The 19,625-nt window shown below is 68.3% G+C and carries 19 protein-coding genes and 1 pseudogene; 9 read left to right on the top strand and 11 right to left on the bottom strand.

The features are described from left to right. A pseudogene (locus H512_RS23280) lies at positions 1 to 359 on the top strand (hypothetical protein); the annotation flags it as partial. 5 nt (positions 360 to 364) lie between these two features. Here the strand turns inward: H512_RS23280 and H512_RS0109250 are convergent. The 8 genes from H512_RS0109250 to H512_RS0109285 all read right to left on the bottom strand — a co-directional run bounded on the left by H512_RS0109250 (position 365) and on the right by H512_RS0109285 (position 8,951). After that, on the bottom strand, positions 365 to 1,432 hold the full coding sequence (locus tag H512_RS0109250; protein ID WP_026783217.1) for an ABC transporter ATP-binding protein: 1,068 nt from the start codon (positions 1,430 to 1,432) through the stop codon (positions 365 to 367). Positions 1,433 to 1,435: 3 nt separating this feature from the next. Further along, positions 1,436 to 2,839, bottom strand: coding sequence for an FGGY-family carbohydrate kinase (locus H512_RS0109255; protein WP_026783218.1), 1,404 nt, complete (start codon positions 2,837 to 2,839; stop codon positions 1,436 to 1,438). A gap of 8 nt (positions 2,840 to 2,847) precedes the next feature. Next, positions 2,848 to 3,675 (bottom strand): carbohydrate ABC transporter permease, encoded by an 828-nt coding sequence (locus H512_RS0109260; RefSeq protein ID WP_036790926.1) that lies wholly within the window; start codon positions 3,673 to 3,675, stop codon positions 2,848 to 2,850. Further along, entirely contained in the window at positions 3,675 to 4,628 is a 954-nt protein-coding gene (locus tag H512_RS0109265; protein ID WP_084798395.1) for a carbohydrate ABC transporter permease, read from the bottom strand. The genes H512_RS0109260 and H512_RS0109265 overlap by 1 nt, the downstream gene beginning before the upstream one ends. A gap of 197 nt (positions 4,629 to 4,825) precedes the next feature. After that, positions 4,826 to 6,109: an ABC transporter substrate-binding protein gene (locus H512_RS0109270; protein WP_026783221.1), complete on the bottom strand. Its 1,284-nt coding sequence runs from the start codon at positions 6,107 to 6,109 to the stop codon at positions 4,826 to 4,828. A gap of 112 nt (positions 6,110 to 6,221) precedes the next feature. Beyond that, positions 6,222 to 7,193 carry a transketolase family protein gene (locus H512_RS0109275; RefSeq protein ID WP_053239714.1) on the bottom strand — a complete coding sequence of 324 codons (972 nt, stop codon included), beginning with the start codon at positions 7,191 to 7,193 and terminating at the stop codon, positions 6,222 to 6,224. After that, positions 7,193 to 8,023 (bottom strand): transketolase, encoded by an 831-nt coding sequence (locus H512_RS0109280; protein ID WP_053239715.1) that lies wholly within the window; start codon positions 8,021 to 8,023, stop codon positions 7,193 to 7,195. Before H512_RS0109280 ends, H512_RS0109275 begins: the two co-directional genes overlap by 1 nt. After that, complete coding sequence (locus H512_RS0109285; RefSeq protein WP_026783224.1) at positions 7,992 to 8,951, bottom strand: MurR/RpiR family transcriptional regulator; 960 nt, start codon at positions 8,949 to 8,951, stop codon at positions 7,992 to 7,994. Before H512_RS0109285 ends, H512_RS0109280 begins: the two co-directional genes overlap by 32 nt. Positions 8,952 to 9,303: 352 nt before the next feature. On the opposite strand from H512_RS0109285, the gene H512_RS0109290 reads away from it, so the two are divergent. The 6 genes from H512_RS0109290 to H512_RS0109315 all read left to right on the top strand — a co-directional run bounded on the left by H512_RS0109290 (position 9,304) and on the right by H512_RS0109315 (position 16,691). After that, positions 9,304 to 10,305, top strand: a complete 1,002-nt coding sequence (locus H512_RS0109290) for a LacI family DNA-binding transcriptional regulator (RefSeq protein WP_026783225.1) — start codon at positions 9,304 to 9,306, stop codon at positions 10,303 to 10,305. 119 nt (positions 10,306 to 10,424) lie between these two features. Then, positions 10,425 to 11,744: an ABC transporter substrate-binding protein gene (locus H512_RS0109295; RefSeq protein WP_026783226.1), complete on the top strand. Its 1,320-nt coding sequence runs from the start codon at positions 10,425 to 10,427 to the stop codon at positions 11,742 to 11,744. 52 nt (positions 11,745 to 11,796) lie between these two features. Further along, entirely contained in the window at positions 11,797 to 12,642 is an 846-nt protein-coding gene (locus tag H512_RS0109300; RefSeq protein WP_026783227.1) for a carbohydrate ABC transporter permease, read from the top strand. Further along, a complete protein-coding gene (locus H512_RS0109305) occupies positions 12,639 to 13,472 on the top strand; it encodes a carbohydrate ABC transporter permease (RefSeq protein ID WP_026783228.1) in 834 nt (277 codons plus the stop codon). Before H512_RS0109300 ends, H512_RS0109305 begins: the two co-directional genes overlap by 4 nt. A gap of 31 nt (positions 13,473 to 13,503) precedes the next feature. After that, positions 13,504 to 15,612: an ADP-ribosylglycohydrolase family protein gene (locus tag H512_RS0109310; protein WP_026783229.1), complete on the top strand. Its 2,109-nt coding sequence runs from the start codon at positions 13,504 to 13,506 to the stop codon at positions 15,610 to 15,612. A gap of 20 nt (positions 15,613 to 15,632) precedes the next feature. Beyond that, on the top strand, positions 15,633 to 16,691 hold the full coding sequence (locus tag H512_RS0109315; RefSeq protein WP_026783230.1) for an ABC transporter ATP-binding protein: 1,059 nt from the start codon (positions 15,633 to 15,635) through the stop codon (positions 16,689 to 16,691). A gap of 115 nt (positions 16,692 to 16,806) precedes the next feature. On the opposite strand, the gene H512_RS0109320 is transcribed toward H512_RS0109315, so the two are convergent. Further along, the gene (locus H512_RS0109320) at positions 16,807 to 17,388 is read right to left on the bottom strand and encodes a cytochrome b (RefSeq protein WP_026783231.1); all 582 of its coding nucleotides are present in this window, start codon (positions 17,386 to 17,388) and stop codon (positions 16,807 to 16,809) included. Between the two features lie 277 nt (positions 17,389 to 17,665). On the opposite strand from H512_RS0109320, the gene H512_RS25740 reads away from it, so the two are divergent. Both H512_RS25740 and msrB read left to right on the top strand, forming a co-directional pair. Next, entirely contained in the window at positions 17,666 to 17,950 is a 285-nt protein-coding gene (locus tag H512_RS25740) for a hypothetical protein (protein WP_053239716.1), read from the top strand. 71 nt (positions 17,951 to 18,021) lie between these two features. Continuing rightward, a complete protein-coding gene (gene msrB, locus H512_RS0109330) occupies positions 18,022 to 18,426 on the top strand; it encodes a peptide-methionine (R)-S-oxide reductase MsrB (RefSeq protein WP_026783232.1) in 405 nt (134 codons plus the stop codon). A gap of 22 nt (positions 18,427 to 18,448) precedes the next feature. Here the strand turns inward: msrB and ppa are convergent, their stop codons facing one another. Further along, complete coding sequence (ppa, locus tag H512_RS0109335; protein WP_026783233.1) at positions 18,449 to 18,985, bottom strand: inorganic diphosphatase; 537 nt, start codon at positions 18,983 to 18,985, stop codon at positions 18,449 to 18,451. 87 nt (positions 18,986 to 19,072) lie between these two features. Further along, the gene (locus tag H512_RS0109340) at positions 19,073 to 19,594 is read right to left on the bottom strand and encodes a GNAT family N-acetyltransferase (RefSeq protein WP_036790934.1); all 522 of its coding nucleotides are present in this window, start codon (positions 19,592 to 19,594) and stop codon (positions 19,073 to 19,075) included. Positions 19,595 to 19,625: the final 31 nt, after the last annotated feature.

The raw sequence follows: 19,625 nt of genomic DNA on the forward strand, positions 1-19,625 counted from the left end.
GCCTCAGCGGCGATAACCACGCCGACGTCAAGATGGTGCTGCTCGACCGGGCGCTGGCCATCGGCCGGGCGCCGGGCACGCCCTTCCTCGCCGACGAGGTGACGATGGCGGGCAAGATGAAGGATGCCCGCCGGCTGTGGCTGCAGGCCGAGCTGCTGAAAGCCTATCTGGTGACCGGCCGGCGCCGGGACGCCGGGGCGCTGGCGACGGCCATCGCCGACGACTATCTCACGCCGAGCGACGACGGCCCCTGGCGCGACTGCTTCGATCTTGCCGGCCGCTTCAACGCGCCGTCGGTGCCGGGCAGCTCGATCTATCATCTGTGGACGGCGGTGGCAGAAATCGCCGCGCCGCGCTGACGGCCTCAGCCGGCGAAGACGTGGCAAGCCTCGGCTGGAAAGCGGCAGGTCACCGGCTCGCCGGCGTGGATGTCCGCGAGATCGCGCGGCTGGCGCATGACCAGCGTGTTGCCGGCAACGTCGATGTGCAACAGCGTGTCGCAGCCGAGGCGCTCGACGACCTGAACGGTGCCGGTGACGCGGTTGTCGGCCGCCATGCCGTCGCCGAACTCGACATGCTCCGGCCGGATGCCGAGCGTGACGCGGCCCCCGGCGACCGAGGTGACGGCCCGGCGTGAGACGATGTCGCCGCCGCCGGCGAGGCGCAGCAGCAGTTCGCCGTTGGCTCGGCCACGCACCTCGGCGTCGAAGAAGTTCATCGACGGCGAGCCGATGAAGCCGGCGACGAAGCGGTTGGCGGGGTTGTGGTAGAGGTCCATCGGCGCGCCGATCTGCTCGATGCGGCCCTTGTTCATCACCACGATGCGGTCGGCCAGCGTCATCGCCTCCACCTGATCGTGCGTCACGTAGATCATGGTGGCGTCAAGGCTCTGGCGCAGGCGGGCGATCTCGACGCGCATGCCGCCGCGCAGCGCCGCGTCGAGATTGCTGAGCGGCTCGTCGAGCAGGAAGATCCTGGGGTCGCGGGTGATCGCCCGGCCGATGGCGACGCGCTGCCGCTGGCCGCCGGAGAGTTCGCGTGGCATGCGCGACAGCAGCGCGTCGAGCCGCAGCTTGTCGGCAGCGGCATCCACCTTCTGCCTGATCTCCTCGGCAGCGCGGCGGGCGATCTTCAGCCCGAAGCCGATGTTCGAGGCGACATTCATGTGCGGGTAGAGGGCATATGACTGGAAGACCATGGCGACGCCGCGCTCGGGCGGCTCGGCGCCGGTGACGTCCTCGCCGTCGACCAGCACCCGGCCGGACGTTGCCGGTTCGAGGCCAGCGATGATCCTGAGCAGCGTCGACTTGCCGCATCCCGAGGGACCGACCAGGGCACAGAACTCGCCGTGCTCGATGGTGAGATCGAGCGGCGGGATGATTTCGAGGGCACCAAACGACTTGGAGACGGCGTCGAGCGCGAGCTTGGACATGCTTCAGCCCTTCCGGTGGCAATGGCCGCCCGCCAGCGCGGCCTCGCGGGCGCGGCGCCAGTCGTCGCGAAGGACGAGCGATCGGGCGCGGGGAACCTCCGCCGTACCGAGGCAGAGGCGGTTGGCCGGTTGGAGGTGATCGAGCGCGGCGAGCGCCGCGCCGACGGCGCTGGCCTCGGCGGCCTCGACCAGGCGGCAGTCGGCCGGCAGGAAGGCGGCGAGCGTGGCGACGAGGCCGGGAAGGCGGGTGGCGCCGCCGGACAGCAGGATCGTTTCGGTCGGGGCGCCGATCGCCGCCGCCTCGCCGGCGATCGCCGCCAGTTCCTGCGCCAGACCATCGTAGACGGCCCGGGCGATTTCGGCGGGGCCGCTGTCGACGGTGAGGCCGGCGAGGAGGCCGGACAGACCGTGATCGGGATGCGGTGCGCCGGCGCCGGCCAGATAGGGCACGAACAGCGCCCGGCCCTCGCCGATCGGTTGATTGGCGGCGGCGGCGTCCAGCTCGGCCGCCGAGCGGCCGGTGAGGGTCTGGAGCCAGCGCAGCGTGGCGCCGAAGGCCGGTACCGTGCCGATCACCTGGTAATTGGTGTCGAAACCGGTCGGGAACAGGTGGAAGGCGCCGTCCCAGCTCGCCGGCAGCGCCGTCTTCGGCAGCGGAATCGACAGCACGCCGGATGTGCCGAGCGACAGCGAGGCGACGCCGGGGCTGAGGGCGCCGATGGCGCGGGCCGCCGCTGCCTGGTCGCCGACGCCGACCACCAGCGGGATGCCGCGCCAGTGTCCAGCCGCTTCGCTGGCCGCCACCGGTTTCGGCAGGGCCGCCGCCGGCAGGCCGGCCTGAGCGAGGATGTCCTGATGCCAGCGATCGGCGAAGGGATCGAACACCTGCAGGCCGGTCGCCTCGTTGCGATCGATGACGAAGGGTGCCGACGGATCGAGCGCGGCGCGGACATAGTCCTTGGCACAATAGAGGCGGGCCGTTCGCGACGCGAGACCCGGATCAAGCCGCCGCGCCCACAGCCACTTGGCCAGCGTGAAATCGGGCAGCGGGATATTGCCGCTGTCCGCGGCGAAGCGGCCGGGATAGGCGGCGACGAAGGCGTCGAGGTCGGGCGCGCCGTCCATGTCGAGCCAGAGCCGGACGGGAGCGGCCAGGGCACCGTCGGCGGCGACGGCGACCAGCGCGTGCATCTGCCCGGTGAAGCCGATGGCGGCGATGGTCTCGCCCTCTGCGAGTTCGGCGAGCGCGTCCTCGGCGAGTCGCGCCCACAGCTTGGGATCGCGGGTCGGTGCCCCGTCCCCGGCATAGGGCTTCGAGACCGCCGCCTCGACCGCGACGCTCTGGTCCGCCCGCAGGCGCACCGCCTTCACCGAGGATGTTCCGATGTCGATGCCGATCAGTTTCATCGCGGGGCTCATCCTTTCACGGCGCCGGCCAGCAGGCCGCGGACGAAGGCGCGCTGCACCACCACGTAGAGCAGGATCAGCGGCAGGGCGATCAGGGTCAGCACCGCGAACAGGGCGCCGGGGTTGGCCATGTAGAGGCCGGAATACTGCATCGGTACGATGGTCAGCGTCTTCACCTCGTCGCGGGTCAGGATGATCAGCGCCAGGAAGAACTCATTCCAGGTGGTGATGAACTGCCAGATGCCGACGAACACCAGCGCCGGGCGGACCAGCGGTAGGGCGACGTGCCAGTAGGTCTGCCAGGCGTTGCAGCCGTCGACCCGCGCCGCCTCGAACAGTTCCTTGGGCGAATCCTCCATGAAGGCCTTCAGCACGACCACCGCGAACGGCACCCCGAGCGCCGCGTAAGGGAAGATCAGGCCGGCGTAGGTGTTCACCCAGCCGAAGGTCTTGAGCAGGATGGCGAGCGGCAGCACCAGCGAGGCGAGCGGTACCATCAGCGTGGTGAGCAGCGTTGCGTAGAGCGTCAGCGAGCCGCGCAGGTTCAGCACGGCGCAGGCGAAGGCGAACAGCGAGGAGAAGGCGACCACCAGCGCCACCGTCGACAGCGTGACGATCAGGCTGTTGAGGAAGAAACTGGTCAGCGGGTTGTCGCGGATGACGGTGACGAAGTTGTCGAAGGTCAGCGGCCAGACGAACAGCGTGGCGTCGAAGGCCTGGGCGGGCGTCCGGAGGCCGATCGACAGCATGTAGACCTCGGGGATCATCCAGATGGCCAGCAGCAGGAACAGCGCGGCGTGGATGACGATGCGGCTGACGGCGGGACGGCGGCGCATCAGGCGTCCTCCCTCTTGCGCCCCGATGGGGAGAGGTCGGCGCCGAGATAGATGATCTGGACGATCGACAGGACCAGCGCCAGCAGCAGCACGATCACCGAGATGGTGGCGCCGCGACCGGTGTCGCCGAGTACGAAGGAGGTGCGGAACACATAGGTGCCGAACACTTCCGAGGCGTGGTTGGGGCCGCCGCCGGTCATCAGCTGGACGATCGGGAAGGTCTGCAGGGTGCCGATGATGCCGAGCATCAGCAGGGATTTGGTCACCGGCGTCAGCATCGGCACGATGACGCTCCAGGCGAGGCGCAGGCCGCGCGCGCCGTCGACGCGCGCGGCGTCGAGAACCTCGGTCGGCAGGTTGGCGATGCCGGCGACGTACATCAGCATGGAGAAGCCGGTCCATTGCCAGATGTTGACGATGATCAGCGCGTAGATTGCCGTCGACGGATCGCCGATCGGCGACGACGCCATCTCGATGCCGAACAGCCCGAGATATTCCTGGGCGATGCCGTAGTAGGGCGCATAGATCTGCACCCAGACCAGGCTGATGACCGACACCGAGGTCACCACGGGCAGGAAGAACATGGTGCGGAAGAAGCCGCGCCAGGCATCGGTGTGGCGCTCGATGAAATAGGCGACGGTGCCGCCGATGATCATCTGCACGGGAATGGTGATCAGCGCCCAGACGGTCATGTTGCGAACGACGATCCAGAACACCGGATCGGCCAGCACCGAGAGATAGGTGTCGAGCCCGACAAAGGTGTTGGCGCCGCCGCGGTCCTCGCTGAACAGGCTTTCGCCCAGCACCCAGACGATCGGGTAGGCGATGAAGACGACGAACAGCGCGACGGCCGGCAGCAGGAACAGGTAGGTCGAGGGGCCGGCGAAGCGGCGGTAGTGCCGCGCCGCCGGTCCTGACGATCCCGAAACGCTCCCCGATGCGGTCACTGACATGGCTTCCCCCAACAGGGCTCGATATCCGGGGCGGGCAGGCGGACTGCGAAAGAAGATACTATGCCGGCCAAGGATTGTCCGCGCCGGCACGGATGGCTTTCGATCGGCCGGGTGCGGCTCCCGATTCCGAGGCACCCGCTTTGGCCGGGCCTGAACGCCCGGCCGCGGCAAGCGCCCCGGAGCGGGGAGGAGGCCCGTTACTTGCCGAGCGCCTTGTCGGTCGCCGCCTGGACGGCCTGCAACGCCGCCTCCGGCTCGACGCTGCCGGCGGCAACGCCGGCCAGCGCGTTGTCGAGCGCCTCGGCGATGGCCGGGATGGCGAAGCGCTGGTTCTCGGCCTTGGGCAGATCTTCCATGAAGCGCTTGTAGAGGTCCTTGACGTGATCGGACACGTCGCCCTGCGGTTCATGGCCGGCGAAGGCCGGCAGATCGTTGAGGTCGTTCAGCGCTTCCTGCAGCGCCTCGCCGTTGGTGAGCGAGGCGAGGAAGGTCCAGGCTTCCGGGTTCTTGGCGCCGTTCTTGGTCAGGCCGTAGCCGATGTCGACGCCGCCGACCGGCGGACTGGCCGTCTTGGCGCCGGGAACCGGCGGCAGGTAGAAGAAGTCGAAGCCGTCCATGTTCTGGACATACTCCGACAGCGGCGGCGGGAACTTGCTTTCCTGCATCCACCAGGAGCCGAGCGCCATCATGCCGACCTTGCCTTGCGCGAACAACTGGGCGCCGGTCGGATAGGCGTGGGCGCCAAGCGCGCCCTTCTGGAAGATGCCGTCGTCGAACAGCGCCTTCCAGGCCTTCATCGCCGAGACGAGTTCGGGCGAGGTCCACGGCGCCTCGCCGGCCTGGGCCTTGTCGGTGAGGCCGGGCGCGAACTGGCCGGCCAGCATCAGGAAGACATTCTCGTTCTGCCAGCCGTCGGCGGCGCCCTGGAACAGCGGCAGGTAGCCTTCGTCGCTGAGCTTCTTGGCTGCGGCCTTCAGTTCGTCATAGGTCTTGGGCGCGGCGATGCCCAGTTTCTCGAAGGCCTTGCGGTTGTACCAGATGCAGAGGACCTGCGATTCCTGGGGGATGATGTAGTAGTTGGTGTCGCCCGCCGGGTTGCCCATCAGCATCTGCCGGCGGTTGACGGGAAACACCTTCTCGGCCCAGTCGGCGCCCCACTCCTTGGCCGCCAGTTCGTTGACCGGCGTCAGATCGTTGCGATACTGCTGGGTCAGCGAGCCGGGTTGCAGGCCGATGACGTCCGGCAGGCTGTCGGAGGCGGCGGCGGCCTTCAGCGCGGTAATGTATTCCGGCGAGTAGTTGTAATAGGTGTAGGTCACCTTGACGCCGGGATGCGCCTTCTCGAAGGCGGCGATCGACTTCTGCATGGTGCTCTGGATGAACCAGGACCAGACCGTCACCTGTTTGTCGGCGGCCAGCGTGGCAGTCGACAGGATGCTGGCGCTCAAAAGCGTCGCGCCCAATACCAGCACTTTTTTCATGGTCTTGCTCCTCCCAAGATGCGCGGAATCGTCGGCCGCGCGCCGGTTTCTTCATCAGGCGATGTGACGTCTCTCCTCTGACGTGGAACAGGCCGGCCTCGGGGTGCTCCTCTCACCCCCTGGCGGCGGCCCTCAGCCTTTCCCGAAGCGGTGCACCGGCGAGGCCGAAGGCTTCGAGCAGGGCGTCGGGGTGACCGGACTCGCCGAAGCGGTCGGGAACGCCGATGCGTTCGATGCGATGGGCGATGCCGGCGCCGTCGAGCAGGGCCGACAGGCCGTCCGCAAGACCGCCGTGGATCGAGTGCTCCTCGACGACGGCGATCGGCTTGCCGGCGAGCTTCCTCGCCTCGTCGGCGATTTCCGCGCCGAGCGGCTTCAGCCGGGTGATGCCGAGGAGGCGGATGCCGATGCCCTCATCCTTCAGGGCGGCGGCGGCCTCGACCACCTTGGCGGCCAGCGTCGAGGTGGTGAGGACCAGGAGGTCATCGCCCTCGGCGAGCACCCGGCAGGCGGCGGCGCGCTCGGTTGCCGAGGCGACCGGCGGCGTCAGCAGCGGCGAGGGGAAGCGCGACAGGCGGACGTAGGTCGGGCCCTCGATGTCGGCCACCTCGTTCATGACGCGGGCAAGGTCGTTGCCGTCGATCGGCGCGTAGCAGCGGATGCCGGGGATCGCCTGCATGATGCCGAGATCCTCGACCGCCTGCTGTGTCGCCCCGTCCTCGCCGAGGTTGATGCCGCCGTGGAAGCCGAAGAACTTGACGTTGAGCTGCGGGTAGGCGACCGAGATGGCGATCTGGTCGCAGGCCCGGCGCGTCAGGAAGGACGCGAAGGTGTTGACGAACGGGATGTAGCCGGCGATCGCGAAGCCGGCGGCGGCGCCGACCATGTTCTGCTCGGCGATGCCGAAGTTGTAGTGGCGATCCGGATAGGTCTTGCCGAACTTCATCGTCCGGGTGGAGCTGGCGAGATCGGCGTCCAGCATGACGATGCGGGGATCGCGGGCGCCGAGCGCCATGATGGCATCGCCGAAGACGTCGCGCAGCGAGACGTACCCTTCGGGAGCGCTGGTAGGGGTCGCAGCCATCAGCCCATAACCTCCTCAAGACCGGCCTTCAGTTGCTCGTTGCTGATCGTGTGGCTGTGCCAGTCCGCCCGATCAGCCATGAAGGAGACGCCCGCGCCCTTGGTGGTGCGGGCGATCAGGAAGCGCGGCCGGTCGCCCGGCGCCTCCGACGATGCCCAGTCGACGGCGTCGACCACTTCGGCCATGCTCTGGCCGTCGAACTCGCGGACCGCCCAGCCGAAGGCCTCGAGCTTCGGCGCATAGGGGCGAAGCTCCAGCACCTCCTCGATGCGGCCGTCGTTCTGAATGCCGTTGGCGTCGAGGACGGCCACCAGCCGGTCGACCTTGTGGGCGCCGGCATAGGCGATGGCTTCCCAGATCTGGCCGGAGTTGAGTTCGCCGTCGCCGAGGATGGCGTAGGAATAGAAGGGCTCGCTGCGGAGCTTCAGGGCAAGCGCGATGCCGAGGCTGACCGAGAGGCCCTGCCCGAGCGAGCCGGTGGACATCTCGACCTCCGGCAGCCGGGTGCGGTCCGGATGGCCCTGCAAACGGCTGCCGAGCTGGCGCAGCGTGCGAAGCTCGGCCTCGGGGATCATGCCGACTTCGGCGAAGGTGGCGTAGAGGGCGGGGGCGGCATGGCCCTTGGACAGGATCACGTGGTCGCGGGCATTGCGGCCGAACCAGCCGGCGCCGGCGCCGGCGCGGTGGGCGAACAGCGCCGCCAGGATCTCGACGCAGGACAGACTACCGCCGGGATGGCCGGAACCGGCCGCGTTGATCTCGGTCAGGATATGCGCCCTTATGCGTCGCGCCGACGCTTCAAGTTTCTCGATGTCCTTCGGATCGATCACGATCGTCGCTCCCTGCTGGCCGGCGACGGAAATCGCCGGCTCCGATTTTCTCGCTGTTGAGCACTGCGTCGATGCGCCTGACGTTTTCGAGCAGGCCGACATCCTTCACCGCCAGGCAGTGAAAGAGCACTTCGTTGAGCATCATCTGCAGGATGCGCGTCATCGACGCATCCGTGCCGAACAGCCCGACGCCGGGCGGCGTCAGTACCTTGAGGTCGGCGATGTCGCCGAGCGGCGACTGCGACCGGGCGAGGATCGCCGCCACGCGGGCGCCGCGCGCCCGAGCGGTCGCGGCGGCTTCCACCGTGGTGCGGGTCATGCCGGAGAAGGATATGGCGACGGCGAGATCGCCATCCCCCATCAGCGCCGCCTGGGCGATCTGGGTGTGGGCGTCCTGCGCCATGCCGATCCTGAGACCGAGCCGGACCAGGCGCTGGTGCATGTCGAGGGCGACCACCGCCGAGGCGCCGGCGCCGAACAGCTGGATGGAGCGCGCGTCGTGCATCGCCGCGACGAGGCGCGGCAGCACGTCGGTCTGGGCCAGGAGTTCGGCGAACTTCAGCGCCCTCACCGAAGCGTTGTTGAACACCTTGTAGGCAATTTCCAGCGGCCCGTCGCCGAGCGCGATCTGTGGCGACGGGGTCATCACCTCATCGACGCCGGCCCGCATCGCCCGGCTCTCCCGGAGGAGGGCGTGCCGCATCTCCTTCTGCCCGGCGTAACCGAACCGGCGGGCCAGGCGGTCGACCGTCGCCCGCGAGGCGCCGGCCCGCTCGGCCAGCGCCGCCGAGGTCAGCGTGGCAAGCTCGTAGTCGGCGAGCGAGAACAGCGTCTCGATCAGCCGCTTCTCGGCCGAGCTGAGATCCGCTTGCGACAGCCTGGTCATCAGGGATGCGGAATCGTCCGCCCCCGTCACGACGTCGGTCATCACGCCATCCTCCCGTCGAGGCGCCTTCGACGTGTTCGTCGCGGCGGCTTCCGTGGTCTTTCTTCGGGTCATAATACCTCACATTTTGCTAGTTGCAATAGTTTTTGAGACATTTTGTCGCGTAAGCGTTGGCGCCCCGCTGCAGGTATATCCTGCGGCCGCCGCCCGTGCTGAGAGCCATGAGGATGAAGCGTCGGGGGGGGCGGCGTATTTGCCGCGTGTCTTCGGCCGGGATCAAATCCCTCCCGCCGCGCCGATCGGCGGCTTGACGCGCCGTCCATCTCATATTATTCGTATCAGTAATACGTATAATAAAACAACGCGACAAAACACGACGGGCGGAAACCAACCAATGAAGCGTCCAACGCAGAAGGACGTCGCCAAGCTGGCGGGCGTCTCGCAGGCGGCCGTGTCCATGGTGCTGAGCGGCGCCGGCGTGCCCACGGTGTCGACCGACACCTGGACGCGCATCACCGAGGCGGCCAAGACGCTCGGCTACGCGCCCAACCGCTTCGCCCAGGCGCTGAAGACGCAGCGGACGATGACCATCGCCTGCATCGTGCCGGACATCACCAACCCGTTCTACCCGGTGCTGATCCGCGGCGTGCAGAAGGTGGCGCAGGACGGCGCCTACGACGTCATCACCGTCAACACCGACGGCGATCCGGCCCGCGAGCGGCATTTCCTCGACTGGGCGCACCAGGGCCGGGTCGACGGCGTCGTCGGCGTATTCTTCACGCTGCGGGCCGCCGACTTCCGCTCGCTGGTCGAGGCCGGCGTGCCGGTGGTGCGCATCGAATCGGCGCGCAAGAAGGGCGGCGGCATCGCCATCGACGACATCTTCGTCGACAGCCGCGCCGCCGCCCGCGCCGTCGTCGACTATCTCGTCGGACGCGGCCACCGGAAGATCGCCATGCTGGCCGGCAGCGGCGGGCCGCAATGCGTGCGCGTCGACGGCTACCGCGAGGCGATGGCCGCCGCCGGCGCCGAGCCGTCCGTCACCATCACCGATGCCTTCAGCGAGGAGGCGGGCTTTGCCGCCGCCCAGACCATTCTGTCGAACGGCTACGCGCCGACCGCCGTCTTCGCCGCCAACGACCTGATGGCGATCGGCGTCATGCGCGCCCTGCGCGAACGGCAATTGCGGATTCCCGACGATGTCGCCGTGGTCGGCTTCGACGACATCTCGCCGGCCAGCCTGGTGTCGCCGCCGCTCACCACCGTCAGCCAGTTCCAGGCGCGGATGGGCGAGCGGGCGGCCGAGGTGCTGCTCGAACGGCTGCGCGGCCAGAGGCCGCCGCACGGCACCACCGAGGAAATGCGCTTCCAACTGGTCGAGCGCGTCTCGACCTGAGGAGAGGTCCGCCGCCGGCAGGAGAACCGGCGGCCGGCCGGGAGAAGATCCGGATCGCGCGATCGACGAGATCGAGCCAGCAAGCGGCGAGCCGGAAACAACCAAACGTGGAGGAAACCATGGACAGACGGACATTTCTCGTCGGGGGGCTCGGCGCCTCCCTCGTTCCCCTGATGAACCGCTTCGCCTTCGCCGCCGGCCAGCCGGTGAGCTGGTGGTATGAAAGCGCCGCGCCGGCCCAGCAGGCGGCCATCGCCGACGTGCTGGTCGGCGGCTTCAACGCCGCCCATCCCGAGTACAGCCTCGCGGTCGACTACCGCGGCTCCGAACTCGACAAGCAGATGCGCGTGGCGCTGCTGTCCGGCAACGGCCCCGACGTCGTCTACACGGCCGGCCCCAGTTACGTGGCGCCGATGGCCCGCGCCGGCCAGTTGCTCGCCCTCGACGACTACGCCAAGAAATACGGCTGGAACGAGCGCATCCTGCCGGTGTTCCTGGAGATGGGCCGATACGACGGCAAGCTCTATGCCGTGCCGAAGACCTATGAGACGCTCGGCCTGTTCTACAACAAGGCGGTGCTCGCCAAGAACGGCTGGAAGGTGCCCGCCACCCTCGCCGAGCTGGAGGCGCTGGCCGACGAGGCGCTGAAGGCCAAGCTGGTGCCGTTTGCCTCCGGCAACGCCGGCTGGCGCGGCAACAACGAGCACTATGTCACCATCGTCTTCAACTCGATCGCCGGACCGGACAACGTCTACAAAGCGCTGAAGGGCGAGCTGCCGTGGACGGCCGAGCCCTTCGTCACGGCCATCGACAGGCTGAACAGCTGGTGGCAGAAGGGCTATTTCGGCCCCGACTACTTCTCGCTGGAGACCGAGCAGTTCTTCGCCCAGATGGCGGCCGGCCGGTCGCCGATGCTGCCGAGCGGCACCTGGCATTTCCAGTACATCCAGTCCTATTTCAAGGACAACGCCGACGATTGCGGCTTCGTCGGCTTCCCGAGCGCCGACGGCCTCGGCGATCCGGTCTACGCGCTCGGCGTCGGCTCGACCCTGTCGATCGCCGCCGCCTCGCAGAACCCGGACGGCGCCGCCGCCGCCATCGACTACGTCTTCTCGCCGGAGTTCTACAGCAAGATGAACTCGGTCTGGCAGGGCGAGTGGAACACGCCGCTCGAAGACCTCAGCATGGTCAAGATCAGCAGCGAGGTGCCGGCCCTCTATGCCGAGAGCATGAAGGCGCTGGCCGACGCGGTGGGCGACAACAAGTACGGCTACACCTCCTGGACCTTCCTGCCGCCGGCCACCAACACCCAGCTCATCAACGGCATCGAGGAAGTCTGGCTCGGCCGGGCGACGGTGGCCGACTATCTCGGCCAGATCGACGCCGCCTTCCGCGAGGAACTCGCCGACGGCAAGGTGCCGGCCGTGCCGAACCGCTGACGCCCGCAACAGGGAGGCGGCTCTGCCGCCTCCGCCTGCCGGAGACCCGCGCATGCACCGCCTCTATCTGGTGCCGACGCTGCTGATCAACGTCGTCATCATCTTCATCCCCGCCATGCTGACCATCGCGCTGGCCTTCTGCCGCTGGGACGGCATCGGCGTGCCGACCTACGTCGGCCTCGCCAATTTCCGGGCGCTGGCCACCGACCGCGTCTTCTGGATGGCGCTCGGCAACAACGTCATCTGGACGGCCATCTTCCTGACCATCCCCATCGCCATGGGGCTGCTCGCCGCCACCATGATGCTGGTCGCCCGCCGCGGCAGTGCCTTCTTCCAGGTGGTCTATTTCCTGCCGGTGGTCATCGCCACGGCAATCACCGCCCGCGTCTGGCAGGGCATGATCTATTCGCCGCTGACCGGCGTCGCCGGTCTGATCACCCGCGCCGGCTTTCCCGTTCCCAACCCGCTGACGCTGCCCTCGACCGCTCTCTACGGCATCGCCGCCGTCGACCTCTGGCACTGGTGGGGCTTCCTCTGCGTCATCTTCTTCGCCGCGTTGCGCCAGGTGCCGCAGGAGCAGATCGAGGCGGCCCGCATCGAGGGTGCGAGCTTCTGGCAGATGCTGCGCTACGTGCTGATTCCCGGCATCCGGCCGACCATCACGCTGATGATGATCATGACCATCATCTGGTCGTTCCTGGTTTTCGACTTCGTCTACATCCTGACCCAGGGCGGGCCGGCCTTCTCCAGCGAGGTGTTGTCGACGCTCGCCTACCGCAGTGCCTTCTACGACCTCGCGGTCGGCAAGGCAGCGGCCGTCGCCGTGGTGATCAGCCTGTTCGGCCTCGCCACCACCGCCGTCTACATCCGCCTGCAGGCGAAGGAGCTTGATCAATGAGGCTCGTCGAAAGCCGGACCACCTTCGTCCTCACCTACGCGGCGCTCGGCATCCTGCTGCTGATCACCCTGTTCCCGATCGCCCTCCTGGTGCTCAACTCGCTGAAGCCGGCCACCCAGATCGTCCAGAATCCGCTTGCCTGGCCGGAGATCTACCGCTGGGACAATTTTACGCGCGCCTGGAATGATGCCCGCTTCGGCACCACCATGCTCAACTCGGCGCTGCTCGCCGCGCTGACCATCGTCCTGGTCTGCTCCACCGGCTCGCTCACCGCCTACGTGCTGGCGCGCCGCAAGATCAAGAGCTGGAAGATCGTCACCTTCTACCTGCTCGCCACCACCACGGCGCCGATCCAGCTGTTCCTGTTCCCGCTGTATTTCGGCTTCGCCAAGCTCGGGCTGATCAACAACGTGTTCGCCGTGTCGCTGATCTACACGGCGATCTACTCGCCCTTCGCGGTGATGCTGCTGCGCACCTATTTCCTCGCCGTGCCCAAGGAGCTGGAGGAAGCGGCGCTGATCGACGGCGCCACGCCGTGGCAGGTGTTTTCCAAGGTGATGCTGCCGATCGTCTCGCCGGGCATCCTCACCGTGGCGCTGATCATCGGCCTCTATTCGTGGAACGAGTTCCTGATCGCCACCACCTTCCTGCAACGCACCGACCGGCTGACCGCCGTCGTCTCCTTCTTCCTGCTGTCCGGCCAGTACACCTCCGACTGGGGGGAGATCATGGCCGCCGCCCTCATCATTGTGCTGCCGGTGATCGTGCTGTTCGTCGCGCTGCAACGCCGCTTCATCGAAGGCATGGCCGGCGGCTCGGTCAAGGGCTGAGCCCGCCCCCCTTTTTCCCCGGAGAGTTCCGATGTCCCTTCCCGCAGACTATCTCGACCGCGTCTACGCCGGCGTTCTCGGCAAGCTGATCGGCGTCTATCTCGGCCGCCCCTTCGAGGGCTGGACGCACGCCCGGATCATGGAGAAGCTTGGTCCGATCGACTATTACGTCCATGAGCGGCTCGGCCAGCAGCTGGTGGTCACCGACGACGACGTCGCCGGCACCTTCACCTTCCTGCGCGCGCTGGAAGACTACGGCGTCACGCCCGACCTCTCCGCCGAGGACATCGGCAAGGCCTGGCTCAACTACCTGATCGAGCACCGCTCGATCCTCTGGTGGGGCGGCAACGGCAATTCCACCGAGCACACCGCCTGGCTCAACCTGAAGCGCGGCATCCCGGCGCCGGCCTCCGGCTCGATCGCCGTCAACGGTACGACGGTGGCCGAACAGATCGGCGCCCAGATCTTCATCGACGGCTGGGCCATGGTGGCGCCCGGCCGGCCGGAGCTGGCCGCCCGCCTCGCCCGCGCCGCCGGCCGGGTCAGCCACGACGGCGAGGCGGTGCATGCCGCCGCCCTCTGGGCCGCCATGGAGGCGGAGGCCTTCGTCAGCTCCGACATCGATCATCTGATCGACACCGGCCTGTCGGTCATCCCTGGGGACTGCCTGATCGCCCGGCTGATCGCCGACGTCCGCCGCTGGCACACTGAGAACTCCGACTGGCTGGCGACGCGGCAACTGATCCAGGACCATTACGGCTACGACAAGTTTCCCGGCAACTGCCACGTGGTGCCCAACCATGCGCTGATGATCATGGCCGTCCTCTATGCCCCGCACGACTTCCAGGCGGCGCAGCGCATCGTCAACACCTCCGGCTGGGACACCGACTGCAACGCCGGCAACGTCGGCTGCCTCTCCGGCCTGATGCTCGGCCTCGACGGGCTGGAGGCCGGCCCCGACTGGCGCGGCCCGATCGCCGACCGGCTGCTGATCTCGGCGGCCGAAGGCGGCAACAGCATCAACGACGCGGTGAGCATCGCTTACTATGTCGCCAACCTCGGCCGGCGGCTGGCCGGCGAGGCGCCGCTGGCGCCGCCCAAGGACGGCGCCCGCTTCCACTTCTCGCTGCCCGGCAGCGTGCAGGGCTTCCGACCCGACCGCCGCGTCACCGCCAATCCGTCGGTGCGCGTCGGCAATGCGGCGCTCGGCGGCGGCCGCGCCCTCGAAATCGCCTATGCCGCGCTGGCGCCCGGCCAGACCGCCGCCGCGACGACGCCGACCTTCGCGCCGCCCGCCGTCACCGAGATGCGCACCTACGAATTGATGGCGACGCCGACCGTTTATCCCGGCCAGACGGTGCGCGCCCGCCTCGTGGCGCCGCCGGACAACGTCGGCGCCGTCGAGGTGCGGCTGACGCTGAAGGTGTTCGGCGACAAGGACCGGCTCCACGACGTCGACGGCGCGCCGGCGACGCTGGCGCCGGGCGCCGAGACCGTGCTCGAATGGCGCCTGCCGGACTTCGACGGCCAGCCGATCGGCGAGATCGGCTTCGTCGTCGCCACCGCGGCGCAGCGGGCCGACGGCCGGCTGCTGGTCGACTGGCTGCGCTGGGACGGCGCGCCGGAGGTGACGCTGCGCCGGCCCAAGGCGGACGGCGACTTCTGGCGCATGGCCTGGGTCAACGGCGTCAGCTTCTTCTCCCGGCTGTTCCCGCCGAGCTTCCGCATTTCCCAGGCGGTCGGCGAGGGCATGGTGAGCCATGGCACGCGCGAGTGGACCGACTATGCGGTGAAAAGCGACGTCACCATCCACCTCGGCAGCTACGGCGGCCTGGCCGTGCGCGTGCAGGGCCTCCGCCGCTACTACGGCATCCGCCTTGTGCGCGACGGCCGCTTGCAGATCGTCAAGCAGCGCGACGCGGAGATGACGGTGCTGGCCGAGGCGCCGTTCGCCTTCGCCTTCGAGACGGCGGTGCCGATGCGCGTCAGCGTCAAGGGCGATACCATTTCCGCCGTGGCCGGCGACGTCGCGCTGACGGCGCGCGATTCCGGCGACGCGGCCTATCGCGACGGCGGCATCGGCCTCGTCATCCACGAGGGCGCGCTGTCGACCGACAGCGTCGCCGTGTCGGCCGCCTGAGGCCGGGGAGGGAGGACGACATGGCTTCGGTTTCGATCCGCGACGTCGGCAAGACCTTCGGCGCGATGCGGGTGATCCACGGCATCTCCGTCGACATCGCCGACGGCGAGTTCGTGGTGCTGGTCGGCCCGTCCGGCTGCGGCAAGTCGACGCTGCTCAGGATGATCGCCGGCCTCGAGGACATCTCGGACGGCGAGATCGCCATCGGCGGCACGGTGGTCAACCACCTGCCGCCCAAGGCGCGCGACATCTCCATGGTGTTCCAGAACTACGCGCTCTATCCGCACATGACGGTGGCCGAGAACATGGCCTTCTCGCTGACGCTGGCCAAGGCGCCGGCCGCCGAGAAGGCGGCCAAGGTGGCGGCCGCCGCCGACATCCTCGGCCTCACCCCGCTGCTTGACCGCTATCCGCGCCAGCTGTCCGGCGGCCAGCGCCAGCGGGTGGCCATGGGCCGGTCGATCGTCCGCAATCCGCAGGTGTTCCTGTTCGACGAGCCGCTCTCCAACCTCGACGCCAAGCTGCGCGTCTCCATGCGCGCCGAGATCAAGGCGCTGCACCGGCGGCTCGGCACCACCATCGTCTACGTGACGCACGACCAGGTGGAGGCGATGACGCTGGCCGACCGCATCGTCGTCATGCAGGCCGGCCGCGTCGAGCAGGTCGGCTCGCCGCTCGACCTCTACGACCGGCCGGACAACACCTTCGTCGCCGGCTTCATCGGCTCGCCGTCGATGAACCTTCTGCCGGGCCGGCGGCAGGGCGACGGCATCGTGCTCGATAACGGCGGCACGATCGTTGCCGCCCTGCCTGTCGGGATCGACGAGGGCCGGCCCGTCCTCATCGGCAAGCGGCCGGAGAACATCCGCATCACCGGGACGGGCGGCGTCGCCGCCACGGTCAAGGTGGTCGAGCCGACGGGATCGGAGACCTACGCGCTGTTCGAGGCCGGCGGCGGCGAGGTGGTCGGCCTGTTCCGCGAGCGCGTCGAGTTGCGCGAAGGCGAGGCGGTACATCTGTCGCTCGACGATGGGCCGCTGCACCTGTTCGACGCCGAGACCCGGCGCCGCCTCGGGTGACGGGCTGCGCGGCTAGAGCATTTCCGGTGAAATCCGGTTCACCGGAAAGGCTCTATCTCATTGTTGAGACGCAATTCCGGACGCAAGACCGGGTCCCACGTTTGCTGGAATTGCTCTAGTCGATCTCGCCGACCGGCGACGGTCGACCGCGCAGCATGCGCGTCAGCGTGCCCTCGCGCCAGACGTAGGTGTGGGTCAGTGCCATGGCGGTGTGGCCGAGGATCAGCAGCAGCAGCGTCCAGCCGAAGAGGCCGTGCAGCATGTTGGCCGGCGCCATCAGCGCCGGGATGCGCTCGCCGCCGCCGGCGAACACCTCGATGCCGAACACCTCAAGGCCGCGACCGCTGCCGTAGGCACGCAGCACGGCCAGCGTCGGCACCGCCAGCATCAGCAGATAGAGCACGAGATGACCGATACGGGCGGCGGTGCCGAGCAGACCCGCGGCGTAGACCGGACGGTTGCGGAGATTGATCAGCGCCCAGGCGCCGCGCAGGAAGATCGCCAGGAACAGCAGGAAGCCGACCGAGAAGTGCCAGGACCAGAAGAAGCGCGCCACCGGCATGTCGCGGTCGACGGCGTGCAGGATGGCCGACGTGAACTGCCAGGCGAACAGCGCGGCCATCAGCCAGTGCAGGGTGCGACTGACGAGGCCGTAGCCATCGGGGTGGTCGAACAGCGTCGAATGATCCTTGGTCAAGGGAACCTCCTGTCGCCCGGCAAGGGAATAGCCGGAGTTTACGCAATTATGCGTGCGGAAGGCGGAAAAGCCAGCCGGAATTGACCGGCTGCCGGCTGTCACCGGCAGGCGGCGGCTCAAAATCGCGTGAAACGGCCGGGCGGCGCGGCGCCCGGATCGGGGCAGGTCCCAAGGTTGCCTCGCCGGGAGGCTTCCTCTAGAGTTTTGGGGAAAGTAACGGAAACGGGCGCCGGCCCGGGTGCCGGTCGTCATCGGGAAGGCCGGCGGAGGAGGACGGATGAAGCGCGTATCCGACATCGGCCATCCCTTCTATCGCCCGCTGTGGCGGCGCGTGGTGCTGGTCGGCGTCACCGGGCTCTGGGCATCGTACGAGAATTTCGTGGTCAAGGACCCGATGTGGATGGTGCTGACGGCCGGCGTGTTCGTCTATGCCGCCTGGGTGTTCCTGATCAAGTGGACCGATCCGGAGGACAAGCCGGCGGAGATCATCGATGCCGCCGATCGCCAGCCGCTGGACGCGCCTTCCGAGACGGAGGCGAACGACGAGGCCGAGCGGCGCTGACTTGCCATCGCAGCGAGGGATTCCCACGTAACAGACGGCATTCCAGCCGACACCGTTTCCGGGAGCCCGCCATGACCGCCGAGACTTTCCCGATCACCCGCAGCGACGAGGAATGGCGCCGGCTGCTGACGCCCGAGCAATATCGTGTCATGCGCGGCCACGGCACCGAGCCGCCGGGCAGTTGCGCGCTGCTTCAGGAGAAGCGGCCCGGCGTGTTCCATTGCGCCGGCTGCGACGCGCCGCTGTTCGGCGCGCGCGACAAGTTCGAGAGCGGCACCGGCTGGCCGAGCTTCAACGAGCCGGAGCCGGGCGCCGTCGAGACCTCGACCGACCGCAGTCATTTCATGGTGCGCACCGAGGTGCATTGCGCCCGCTGCGGCTCGCACCTCGGCCATGTGTTCGACGACGGCCCGCCGCCAAGCGGCCTGCGCTACTGCATCAACGGCGTGGCGCTGGTGTTCCGGCCGGCGGCCTGAGCCGCCGGACGTGCTGGCGAATTCAGGCGCCGTCGGTCTTGCCGGCGGCGATCGCCGCGACGATCAGTTCCGCCGCTTCCTCGACGCCGCCCCAGCCGATCACCTTCACCCACTTGCCGGGCTCGAGATCCTTGTAGTGCTCGAAGAAGTGCTCGATCTGGTGGACGGTGATCTCCGGCAGATCGTCGATGGTCTTGATCTTGGAATAGCGGGTGGTCAGCTTGTTGGAGGGAACGGCGATGATCTTCTCGTCGTGGCCGCTCTCGTCCTGCATCTTCAGCACGCCGATCGGCCGGCAGTTCATGATGGCGCCCGGCACGATGGCGCGGGTGTTGACCACCATGACGTCGATCGGGTCGCCGTCGTCGGACAGCGTGTGCGGCACGAAGCCGTAGTTTCCGGGGTAGTGCATCGCCGTGTAGAGGAAGCGGTCGACGTACATGGCGCCGGCCGCCTTGTCCATCTCGTACTTGATGGGCTCGCCGCCGAGCGGCACCTCGATGATGACGTTGATGTCCTCGGGCGGGTTGTTGCCGATGGGAACGGCGTCGATGCGCATGATTGATCCTTGAAAAGCGAGAAGCTCGCGGGCACGTGTTTATCCGTAAGCGTGCGGCGAAAGCAAGGCGCCGCAAGGGCCAATCGCTCAGCCGCGCCCGACCGGCGGCCAGGCGTAGACGGTGACCGGTACCAGGCGGCCGGCGATCTCCTCGCTGGAGCCGACCACCTCCTGGCCGCCCAGCCGCCGATAGAAGCCGACACCGACATCGTTGGCGGAGAGCACGCGCACGACGAGGCCGTCGAGGTGCATGTCGGCCAGCGCCGCCCGCGCCTCCTCGAACAGCCGCCGGCCGAGGCCGACGCCGTGCATGTCGGGATTGAGATAGAGTTCGTAGATCTCGCCGCGAAAGGGCAGGGCGCGCATGCGACTGGGGCCGAGCGTCGCATAGCCGGCGACGCGGCCCTCGACCTTGACCACCAGCACGGCGACGTTGCGGGCGATGGCCTTCGCCCACCAGCGCGGCCCCCGCCGCTCGATCATCCGTTCGAGTTCGATGCCGTCGAGAATCCCCCGGTAGGCGTAGCGCCAGGCGGCGTCGTGGACGGCCGCGATCGCCGCGGCATCCTCGACGATGGCGCGCTGGACGTCGATCGAGAGGGTACTCATGGCGGCAAGCTTAACCCGGACCCTCAAGGAG

This window comes from Pleomorphomonas koreensis DSM 23070 (genome assembly GCF_000425185.1).
Lineage (GTDB): Bacteria > Pseudomonadota > Alphaproteobacteria > Rhizobiales > Pleomorphomonadaceae > Pleomorphomonas > Pleomorphomonas koreensis.